General features: G+C 63.5%; 7 protein-coding genes, 2 tRNA genes and 2 pseudogenes. 2 read left to right on the top strand and 9 right to left on the bottom strand.

Annotated elements, in window-relative coordinates:
* Nucleotides 1-741, top strand: a pseudogene (locus MOV74_RS20310) (caspase family protein); the annotation flags it as partial.
* Nucleotides 742-777: 36 nt separating this feature from the next.
* Here the strand turns inward: MOV74_RS20310 and MOV74_RS20305 are convergent.
* From MOV74_RS20305 to MOV74_RS20275, 7 genes are all read right to left on the bottom strand, one after another.
* A tRNA-Val gene (locus MOV74_RS20305) sits at nucleotides 778-854 on the bottom strand.
* A gap of 61 nt (nucleotides 855-915) precedes the next feature.
* Nucleotides 916-1,320: a GFA family protein gene (locus MOV74_RS20300; RefSeq protein ID WP_246926012.1), complete on the bottom strand. Its 405-nt coding sequence runs from the start codon at nucleotides 1,318-1,320 to the stop codon at nucleotides 916-918.
* 70 nt (nucleotides 1,321-1,390) lie between these two features.
* Nucleotides 1,391-3,814, bottom strand: a complete 2,424-nt coding sequence (gene lon, locus MOV74_RS20295; protein WP_246926011.1) for an endopeptidase La — start codon at nucleotides 3,812-3,814, stop codon at nucleotides 1,391-1,393.
* Nucleotides 3,815-4,139: 325 nt separating this feature from the next.
* Entirely contained in the window at nucleotides 4,140-5,411 is a 1,272-nt protein-coding gene (clpX, locus tag MOV74_RS20290) for an ATP-dependent Clp protease ATP-binding subunit ClpX (protein ID WP_091965274.1), read from the bottom strand.
* A gap of 457 nt (nucleotides 5,412-5,868) precedes the next feature.
* Nucleotides 5,869-6,504, bottom strand: a complete 636-nt coding sequence (locus tag MOV74_RS20285) for an ATP-dependent Clp protease proteolytic subunit (protein WP_246926009.1) — start codon at nucleotides 6,502-6,504, stop codon at nucleotides 5,869-5,871.
* A 370-nt stretch (nucleotides 6,505-6,874) separates the two neighbouring features.
* Nucleotides 6,875-8,236 (bottom strand): trigger factor, encoded by a 1,362-nt coding sequence (gene tig, locus MOV74_RS20280; protein ID WP_246926008.1) that lies wholly within the window; start codon nucleotides 8,234-8,236, stop codon nucleotides 6,875-6,877.
* Nucleotides 8,237-8,409: 173 nt separating this feature from the next.
* A tRNA-Leu gene (locus tag MOV74_RS20275) sits at nucleotides 8,410-8,494 on the bottom strand.
* Between the two features lie 154 nt (nucleotides 8,495-8,648).
* On the opposite strand from MOV74_RS20275, the gene MOV74_RS20270 reads away from it, so the two are divergent.
* Nucleotides 8,649-9,977: a multicopper oxidase family protein gene (locus MOV74_RS20270; protein ID WP_246926005.1), complete on the top strand. Its 1,329-nt coding sequence runs from the start codon at nucleotides 8,649-8,651 to the stop codon at nucleotides 9,975-9,977.
* 10 nt (nucleotides 9,978-9,987) lie between these two features.
* Here the strand turns inward: MOV74_RS20270 and MOV74_RS20265 are convergent.
* Nucleotides 9,988-10,182: pseudogene (locus MOV74_RS20265) on the bottom strand (addiction module antidote protein); the annotation flags it as partial.
* Between the two features lie 39 nt (nucleotides 10,183-10,221).
* On the bottom strand, nucleotides 10,222-10,422 hold a 201-nt coding region (locus tag MOV74_RS20260; RefSeq protein WP_309486818.1), incomplete at its 5' end, for an NAD(P)H-hydrate dehydratase.

The following is a 10,422-nucleotide window of genomic DNA, read 5'->3' as shown; positions in this document are numbered from 1 at the left end:
GCCAACAAGGCCGAGCAGGACAAGGCGGCGGCTGCGGCCAGAGCCGCCGAAGCCGCGGCGGCAAACGCATTGGCCGACAAGCTGGCAGCGGAGAAGGCGCTGGCCGATAGGCTCGCGAGCGACAAGGCCGCAGCTGATCTGGCGGCCAATCGGGCGTCGGAGAAACCAGCCTCCGCCAATGCGGAGCAGAAGGTCGCAGCCGTGGCGCCCTCTTCGCCCCCGCCCGCGACGTCAGCGCAGGAAACGACGAAGCTGGTGCAGGCGGAGCTGCGCCGCGTCGGGTGCCTGACGACTTCGGTAGACGGCGACTGGAACGCGTCGTCACAACGCTCATTGACGTTTTTCAACAAGTACGCCGGCACCAAGTTCGACCCCAAGCTCGCGAGCTTCGACGCGCTCGATGCGATCAAGGCCAAGCCGGGACGTGTCTGCCCGCTGGTCTGCGACCACGGCTTCAAGGCCGATGGCGACACCTGCGTTAAGATCGCTTGCCGAGCCGGTTACCGCGTCAACGGCGACAATGAATGCGAGAAGGTGCAGGACAAGAAGCCTGTCGCGACGCGAGAGGATTCGACCCACAGAGACAGGGCGCGCAGGCAAATCGAGGCAGCGCCCTCAGCGCCGCAGGTGGCGGGGCAAATGACTTGCAACAATGCTGGCTGTCGTCCCGTGCGCAAGGGGTGCCATTTGGAGAAAGTCGCCGATAATACGGTCAGCGGCCTGCGTGAGGTCTGCAATTGATCGACGGACAACGAAAGCGGCGCCGCAAGAGGAGATTGGTGGGCGGTCACGGATTCGAACCGCGGACCCTCTCGGTGTAAACGAGATGCTCTAACCAGCTGAGCTAACCGCCCTCGCCGCCTCTTTAGCCTCACAAGCCCCGGACGGGCAAGCGCGGAACTTCAAGCCGTGCGGTCAATCCCCCGGCCTGCCCGGCAGCAGCGGCACGGCGTCGATCCACACCGCCGCCGACTGACACCAGATCTGCCTCACGGGCCGCAACTTGTCACGCTGGCGGATGCTGCCCCAGCGGATGCCCCAATCGTCCTCCTGGTCGCCCTCGCCGCTGGTGAACAGCGGGGAACCGCAGTCGGCGCAAAAATGCTGGAAGCGCATCCGCCCGTTGTCGCCGCGCTTGCCGTAGATTTTTGGCGTGCCAGCAGTGAGCTTGACATCCGCCGCGCCGCAGATCGCGGTCACCCGGAACGGCGAGCCGGTCAAGGTCTGGCAATCGGTGCAGTGGCAGACCGAGACCGCCTCCGGATCGACCTCGGCCTCGAAGGTGATTGTCCCGCAATGGCATTGCCCGTCGATCTGCATCGCCCGCATCTCCTTGCCCCAAAACAAAAACGGCGCCCGAAGGCGCCGTTTTATCATCTTTCGCGATGGCCTAGTGAGCGGTCAGGCCGCCGGCGGCTTCATCGCCGTCCGGCTTCACCGTCACCTTGGTGTCCTCTTCCCAGACGATCGGCACCGGCTTCTTCACCAGCGCCTTGGCGACGACGTCGTCGAGACGGGAAACCGGGATGATCTCCATGCCGCCCTTGATCGCATCGGAAATCTCCGTGAGATCCTTGGCGTTGTCCTCGGGGATCAGCACCGTCTTGATGCCGCCGCGGGCCGCAGCCAGCAGCTTCTCCTTCAGGCCGCCGATCGGAAGCACCCGGCCGCGTAGCGTGATCTCACCGGTCATCGCGACATCGTGGCGGACCGGGATGCCGGTCATCACCGAGATGATCGCGGTGGCCATGGCGACGCCCGCGGATGGACCGTCCTTCGGCGTCGCGCCTTCCGGCACGTGCACGTGGATGTCGCGGCGATCGAACATCGGCGGCTCGATGCCGTAATTGATCGCGCGCGAGCGGACATAGGACGCCGCCGCCGAGATCGATTCCTTCATCACGTCGCGCAGATTGCCCGTGACCGTCATCTTGCCCTTGCCGGGCATCATGACGCCTTCGATGGTCAGCAGCTCGCCGCCGACATCGGTCCAGGCAAGGCCGGTGACAATGCCGACCTGCGGCTCGCTCTCGATCTCGCCGAAGCGGTACTTCGGCACGCCGAGCAACTCTTCCAGAGTCTTCTCGGTGACCTTGACCGACTTCTTCTTGGAGATCATCAGCTCCTTCACCGCCTTGCGGGCGAGTGTCGAAAGCTCACGCTCCAGGTTGCGCACGCCCGCTTCGCGGGTGTAGCGGCGGATCAGAAGCAGCAGCGCGTCGTCGTCGATCGAGAACTCCTTGGAGTCCAGACCGTGCTTGGACACCGCGTTCGGGATCAGATGCTTGCGCGCGATCTCGACCTTCTCGTTCTCGGTGTAGCCCGCGATCCGGATGATCTCCATGCGGTCCATCAGCGGGCCCGGAATATTGAGCGTATTCGCGGTCGTGATGAACATCACGTTGGACAGATCGTAGTCGACCTCGAGATAGTGGTCGTTGAACGTCCCGTTCTGCTCGGGGTCGAGGACCTCGAGCAAGGCGGAGGACGGATCGCCGCGGAAATCGGCGCCCATCTTGTCGATCTCGTCGAGCAGGAACAGCGGATTGGACGACTTGGCCTTGCGCATCGACTGGATGATCTTGCCGGGCATCGAGCCGATATAGGTGCGGCGGTGACCGCGGATCTCGGCCTCGTCGCGCACGCCGCCGAGCGAGACGCGCACGAATTCGCGCCCCGTCGCCTTCGCGATCGACTTGCCGAGCGAGGTCTTGCCGACGCCGGGAGGCCCGACGAGGCACAGGATCGGGCCCGTCAGCTTGTTGGCGCGCGACTGCACGGCGAGATACTCGACGATGCGCTCCTTGACCTTCTCCAGCCCGTAGTGATCGGAGTCCAGGACGGCCTGCGCCGCTTCCAGATCCTTCTTCACCTTGGACTTCTTGTTCCACGGAATCGACAGCAGCCAATCCAGATAGTTGCGCACGACGGTCGCTTCCGCGGACATCGGCGACATCTGGCGCAGCTTCTTCAATTCATGCTGCGCCTTCTCGCGCGCTTCCTTGGAGAGCTTGGTCTTGGAGATCTTCTCTTCGAGATCGGCGAGCTCGTCGCGACCATCGTCGTCGCCGAGTTCCTTCTGGATCGCCTTCATCTGCTCGTTGAGATAATACTCGCGCTGGGTCTTCTCCATCTGGCGCTTGACGCGCGAGCGGATGCGCTTCTCGACCTGCAGCACCGAGATCTCGCTCTCCATCAGGCCCAGCACCTTCTCCAGGCGCGTGGTGACCGACAGCGTCTCCAGGATGCCCTGGCGGTCGGCGATCTTGACGGCGAGATGCGAGGCCACGGTGTCGGCGAGCTTGGCGAAATCGGTGATCGCCTGCACGACGCCGACGACCTCGGCCGAGATCTTCTTGTTGAGCTTCACATAGCTCTCGAAGTCGGACACGACCGAGCGTGCCATCGCTTCGGCCTCGACCGACTTCGCATCGGTGTCGGCGAGCGCAATGGCGGTCGCTTCGTAATAGTCGGCGCGATCAGTGTATTTCTGCACGCGCGCACGCTCGAGCCCTTCGACCAGCACCTTCACGGTGCCGTCAGGGAGCTTCAAGAGCTGCAGCACGCTGGCGAGCGTACCGGTCTCGTAAATGGCATCGGGCGCCGGATCATCGTCGGACGCGTTCTTCTGCGTCGCGAGCATGATCAGCGCGTCGTTCTTCATCACCTCTTCCAGCGCGCGGATCGACTTCTCGCGGCCGACGAAGAGCGGAACGATCATGTGCGGGAAGACGACGATGTCGCGCAGCGGCAGCACGGGATAAGCGTGCGTTTCGCCATGGACGATGGTTGGCCGCGGTTTTGGATTAGTCATGGCCTTTTCCTTTTGCTTTGCCCCCTTGCACGCAGCCCGCCGTCTTCATGCGCAACCGCCACAAGGTGCCGAGGTGATCCACAAAACCGGCCTACCAATCGAAGGTTGGACCGGGCTTGCCGGATCGGAACTGAGGCGAATCTGGAAGAGAATTTTTGCTCGCCGCCGACATTAGGTGGCTATCGACCCGGGGGGTGTCAAGTCATTGAAAAACGCGCGCCATCAGGCGCTTACGCAACGCGGTAAGCGACGCAACACCGGCTGCGGAGATACACTTCCGCAGCCCAACTCGAGGGTACAATTGGAGCGTTCCAGCGCCGCCAGATCAGGCGCTGGCGTTCTCGACGGCGCGATCGGACCGATCGGCGTAGATGTAGAGCGGACGCGCCGTTCCTTCCACGACTTCGCGGGAGATCACGACTTCTTCCACACCTTCCAGGCCCGGCAGGTCGAACATGGTCTCGAGCAGGATCGCCTCGAGGATCGAACGCAACCCGCGCGCGCCGGTCTTGCGCTCGATCGCCTTGCGGGCGACCGCGCCAAGCGCCTCGTCGGCGAAGGTCAGCTCGATGTTCTCCATCTCGAACAGCCGCTGGTACTGTTTCACCAGCGCGTTCTTCGGCTCCGTCAGGATCTTCTTCAGCGAGGCCTCGTCGAGATCCTCGAGCGTCGCCACGACCGGCAGACGGCCGACGAATTCGGGGATGAGGCCGTACTTCAGGAGGTCCTCAGGTTCGACGTGACGGAAGATCTCGCCGGTCCGGCGGTCTTCCGGCGCCATCACCTGGGCCGCGAAACCGATCGAGGTCGACCGTCCGCGTGCCGAGATGATCTTCTCGAGGCCGGCAAACGCGCCGCCGCAGATGAACAGGATGTTGGTGGTGTCCACCTGCAGGAATTCCTGCTGCGGATGCTTGCGGCCGCCCTGCGGCGGGACCGAAGCCACCGTGCCTTCCATGATCTTCAGCAGCGCCTGCTGCACGCCCTCACCCGACACGTCGCGCGTGATCGAGGGGTTGTCGGACTTGCGGCTGATCTTGTCGATTTCGTCGATGTAGACGATGCCGCGCTGGGCGCGCTCGACATTGTAGTCGGCGGCCTGGAGCAGCTTCAGGATGATGTTCTCGACGTCCTCACCGACATAGCCGGCCTCGGTCAGCGTCGTCGCATCCGCCATGGTGAACGGCACGTCGAGGATGCGGGCGAGCGTCTGCGCGAGCAGCGTCTTGCCCGAGCCGGTCGGACCGATCAGCAGGATGTTCGACTTCGCGAGCTCGACGTCGTTGTGCTTGGTCTGGTGGTTGAGGCGCTTGTAGTGGTTGTGCACCGCGACCGACAGGACCTTCTTCGCATGGCTCTGGCCGATCACGTAATCGTCCAGGACCTTGCAGATTTCCTTCGGCGTCGGAATGCCGTCGCGCGACTTGACCAGCGAGGATTTGTTCTCCTCGCGGATGATGTCCATACAGAGCTCGACGCACTCGTCGCAGATGAAGACCGTGGGACCCGCGATCAGTTTGCGGACTTCGTGCTGGCTCTTGCCGCAGAACGAGCAATATAGCGTGTTCTTGGAGTCGCTCGTGCCGACCTTACTCATTCATGTCTCCGTCCGCGGTTCGATCCCGTTCCGCTCGATCGCTCCATTCCGGCACGGTGGCCGGCTTGAAGCTTAAGTAGAGCAAATTGCGTACCAAAAAAGACCCTACGCGTTACATCCCGTGCGAATCACGGTCGCTCGATTCTCCGCGATCTTAGCCGATCATTCGTAGCCAACCATGCTGTCACCCGACTATCAAGAATTCGCTAATCGGGCGTCGCCGGCTACCCGTGACAATACCGTGATTTCCGGTCTTGGCACGGGCGAAGTGATCGAAATCACCCCGGCGTTGCTGGATTGCCACGAAAAACAAGCACGAAAGCGGAACTTTCTGCCTGTCGCAGGGCGCAAACCCGCGTTTTGCAGCGCGCACACGCGCCCATAGCGTGAACGCCACCTGATGGTGCGCGACGATCCCAAGAGGTTGCCGAGGGATCGCCGTCACACTCCAGTAGTGTTACGGAGTCTTCGCCGCTGCCGCTTCCTCAGCGCGCTTGTCGATGACCCTGTCGACCAGGCCGAACTCCTTGGCGTCGTTCGCGGTCAGGAACTTGTCACGTTCCAGTGCGTCCTCGATCGACTTGTAGGTCTGGCCGGTGTGCTTCACGTAGATCTCGTTGAGCCGCTTCTTCAGGTTCAGGATTTCCTGGGCATGCAGCATGATGTCGGTGGCCTGGCCCTGGAAGCCGCCGGAGGGCTGATGCACCATGATGCGCGCATTCGGCAGCGAGAAGCGCATGTCCTTCTCGCCGGCGCAGAGCAGCAGCGAGCCCATCGAGGCGGCCTGCCCCGTGCACAGCGTCGAAACCGGCGGGCGGATGAACTGCATGGTGTCGTAGATCGCAAGGCCCGACGTCACCACGCCGCCCGGCGAGTTGATGTACATCGAGATTTCCTTCTTCGGATTTTCCGCCTCGAGGAACAAGAGCTGCGCGACGACCAGCGTCGACATGCCGTCCTCGACCGGCCCGGTCAGGAAGATGATGCGCTCCTTCAGGAGGCGCGAGAAGATGTCGTAGGCGCGCTCGCCACGGTTGGTCTGCTCGACCACCATGGGCACGAGGTTCATGTAGGTTTCAACCGGATCGCGCATGAGTCACCTAGGGTTTTCGGAGACGGACATCGCCGGCCTGGCTGCCAGTTTGGCTGGATTTGCCGGAAGGGCGGATGGACGTCCAGTGATGCAGGAACTTGGGTAAGAAGTAGAAGGCGTATCGACAGATATAGCCCAATTCGCTTCTGACAAGTGCGGAGCGCATTAAGGCTTAATCTGTCGGGCAGTTGAAGCTGATTCGCACAAAGAGGCCCAGCCGGCCATCTGGCTAGCTGGGCCTCTTCGCTGATCATCCTTAATAGATGACTGTCCCAGAGCCCCATTCCGACGGAATCGGAACGGGCCTAGTTTTGACGCGCTTTCCTTACGCGAACCGGCATCCACTTCGCTCGAAAACGCTCCAGAGCCATCAGGCGGCGGTCTTTTCCGCCTCGTCGTCCTTGTAGAGGTCCTCGCGCGAGACCTTCTTCTCGGTCACGTTGGCGAGTTCGAGGATGAAGTCGACGACCTTGTCCTCATAGATCGGTGCGCGAAGCTGGGCCAACGCCTGGGCGTTGCTGCGATAATAGTCCCAGACTTCCTTCTCGCGGCCGGGCATGGAGCGCGCGCGCTCGATCACGGCGCGGCCGACCTCGTCGTCGGTCACGGAGATCTTGTTCTTCTCGCCGATCTCGGAGAGCACGAGGCCGAGCCGCACGCGGCGGTCGGCGATCTTGCGGTACTCTTCCTTGGCCGCATCCTCAGTGGTGTCCTCGTCGGCAAAGGTCTTGCCGGCGGAGGCCATCTCGGCCTTGACCGAGTTCCACATCAGATTGAACTCTTCGTCGACCAGCGAGGGCGGCGCCTCGAAGCGGTGCGCCTCGTCGAGGCGGTCGAGCAGCGCGCGCTTGACGCGCTGGCGCGTCGCGCCGGCAAACTCGGCAACCAGACGCTCGCGCGCGGCTTCCTTCAGCTTGTCCAGCGATTCGAGGCCGAGCGTCTTGGCGAACTCGTCGTCGACGGCGAGATCCTGCGGCGCCTCGATCAGCGTCGCGGTGGTCTCGAACTCGGCTGGCTGGCCGGCGAGCTTGTCGTTCATGTAGTTGTTCGGGAACGACACTTTCAGCGTGCGCGTCTCATTGGCGCCGATGCCGATCAGCTGCTCCTCGAAGCCGGGAATGAAGGTGTTGGAGCCGATGGCGACCTGGATGCCCTCGCCGGTGCCGCCCTCGAAGACTTCGCCGTTGATCCTGCCCTTGAAGTTGATGGTGACGCGGTCACCCGAGGCAGCCTTGGCGCCCTCGCCCTTGTCGGCAAAGGCGCGGTTGGTATCGGCGATGCGCTTGATCGCCTCGTCGACGTCAGCGTCGGTGACGTCGGCGACGGGCTTCTCGACCTCGAAGGTCTTGAAGTCGGCGAGCGCAATCGAAGGCACCACCTCGATCGCGACCGTATAGGTCAGATCGGTCTTGCCGCTCAGCAATTCCTCAACCTCGGCCTGCTCGCTCGGCATGGTGATCTTCGGCTCGGTCGCAAGGCGAAAGCCGCGCTCGGAGAACAGCTGCGTGTTGGTGTCACGGATGGTCTGGTCGATGGTCTCGGCCATCACCGAGCGGCCATAGACCTTCTTGAGGTGAGCGACCGGCACCTTGCCGGGACGGAAGCCGTTGATGCGAACCTTGTCCTTGAGGTCAACGAGCTTGGCACCGGCCTTGGCGTCGAGATCCGACGCAGGGACGCTGATCTTGAACTCGTGCTTCAAACCTTCCGAGAGGGTCTCTGTGACCTGCATGGCGTCCAATCTTCTTCTCGTTCGGTCCCGGCGCGCATGCGTCGGGACGCTGTCATTAATCGATCCGACGCGAGGCAAACGCCTCAACGCCGGTGCTTCATTGGACCGGCTCCCAGCGGACAAACATCCGCGCGGAAGCAGGTCTCGTAATCCGTGCAAACGCGATAAGCGCTTGGTGCGGGCGGAGGGACTCGAACCCCCACAACTTTCGTCACTGGAACCTAAATCCAGCGCGTCTACCAGTTCCGCCACGCCCGCGTGAAGTTGCATCAAGACCGGCCGCGATGCCGCGGGCGGCCGGGCTTATAGCATGTGCCTGACTGTTCGCAGCAAAAAAATGGCCCGATGGAGGCAGGCTTTACGTAGGCACGGCGGCTGGACTTATCCAGCGCGGCGTGGTCCGGATCGGCCCATGAAACCTGGGATCTTCGACCCGACCCGACGCGAGCTTTTGGCCGGCCTTGGCGCCGGACTTTCAGCCGGGCTTGGCGCCTCGGCGGCCGGGCTGATCACGGGTGGCGCAGGCCCGCTCGTGACCGCCCAGCTCGCCCTTCAGGCAAGGCCGGCGACGCTGGCTCTCAGGCCAGGGCAGCCACCTACATCAATCTGGGAGCTCGCCGCCGTAAGCCACATTGGGGACGTCCGTCTGAGGCGTGGCGACCGTTGCGAAGTGGTGTTTCGGAACGACCTACCTGTGCCGCTTGCGCCAGTCTGGTACGGCCTCAGCGGCGGTGCCCCGGCCGACCCCCTCCGGGGACGCGCGCCTGCCCCACCAGCTGCAGTCGAAACATCAATCATTTCAATTCCTAATGCAGGAACCTTGCTGGCCGACTTCCGCCTGTTCGAGGACGGCCTGAAGCAGCCGGCCCGCCCGCTTCCGATCATCGCGGCCGAGACCGGCCCGGTCGCCGTCGATCGTGACGAGGTCCTGCTGATCGAGGAATGGCGCCTGCAGCCGGACAGCACCGCGGTCCCGCCGGGCCAGGACCCGAAGGACGCGAAGCCGCTCTATACAATCAACGGGCAGACTTCATTCGAACTCTCAGCCTTGGCCGGCCAGCGGCTGCGACTGCGCATTATCAACGGCTCGCAACGCTCTGTTCTCGCAATTAAATTGGAAAATCACGAAGTTAACGTCATGGCCTTGGACGGACAGCCGGCCGAGCCGTTCCCGGCCCGCAACGGCGCCCTGGTGCTGGCGCCGGGCGCACGCGCCGATGCGTTTGTGGATACGGCCACATCGGCCGCATTCCTGCTGCACGACGGCAAGGAGGCGCGAAAAGTCGGTCAGTTGACGGTCTCAGGCACACTGGAGCGGCGCGTGCCGCTGTTGCCGCCGCAGCCGCTCCCTGCAAACGATCTCCCCGAGAAGCTCGACCTGAAAGGCGCCCTGCGGTTCGATGTCGCGCTCGGCGCAGCCGACGCCGGCTGGATCCGGCCTGCAAGCTTCTCCACCGCCTCAACCGCGGCCTTCCGCGCCAAGGCCGGCCGCACGGTCGTGCTGGCCCTCAAGAACGCCGCTCCCGCAACGACCGTCTTCCACCTGCACGGCCAACCCTTCCGCCTGCTCGACAAGCTCGACGACGGCTGGAAACCCTACTGGCTCGACACGCTCGCGATCGAGCCCGGCCAGACCCAGCGCATCGCCTTCGCGGCGACCTCGCCCGGACGATGGCTGATCGAATCCGTCGCCACCGACTGGGCCGCGCCGCGACTGGTGCGGTGGTATGGGGTGGAGTGAGGTCGCGCGACTAGGCGTGCGGCTTGGCCGTGAGTTCGATTCCAAGTGCCTTCATCACCGCGATCGTCGTCTTGAGCGTCGGATTGCCGTTGGTGCTGAACGAGCGATAGAGTTGCTCGCGAGACAGGCCGGTATCCTTGGCAATCTGCGTCATCCCTTTGGCGCGAGCAACGACGCCAAGCGCATGTGCGATATAGGCCGCATTCCGCCGTGCCCATGTCGGCGAGCGCGAGCTTCCTGAGCACTAGTACTCCACCCCCAGCGCAGAATAGATCCGCCGATGCACGGCCGGCAGCGTCTCGGTGAGATCCTCGGCGATCAGGCCCGGCCCGGCTTCGCTTGCGGCCTCACCATGCATCCATACGCCAATGCTGGCGGCTTCGAAAGCCGGCACGCCCTGCGCCAGGAGCCCTGCGATGATGCCGGACAGCACGTCGCCGGCGCC

The organism is Bradyrhizobium sp. SHOUNA76, assembly GCF_023006445.1.
In the GTDB taxonomy this organism is placed as follows: domain Bacteria; phylum Pseudomonadota; class Alphaproteobacteria; order Rhizobiales; family Xanthobacteraceae; genus Bradyrhizobium.
The sequence above is the reverse complement of the archived record's forward strand: the minus strand, read 5'-3'. Positions and strand labels throughout refer to the sequence as shown.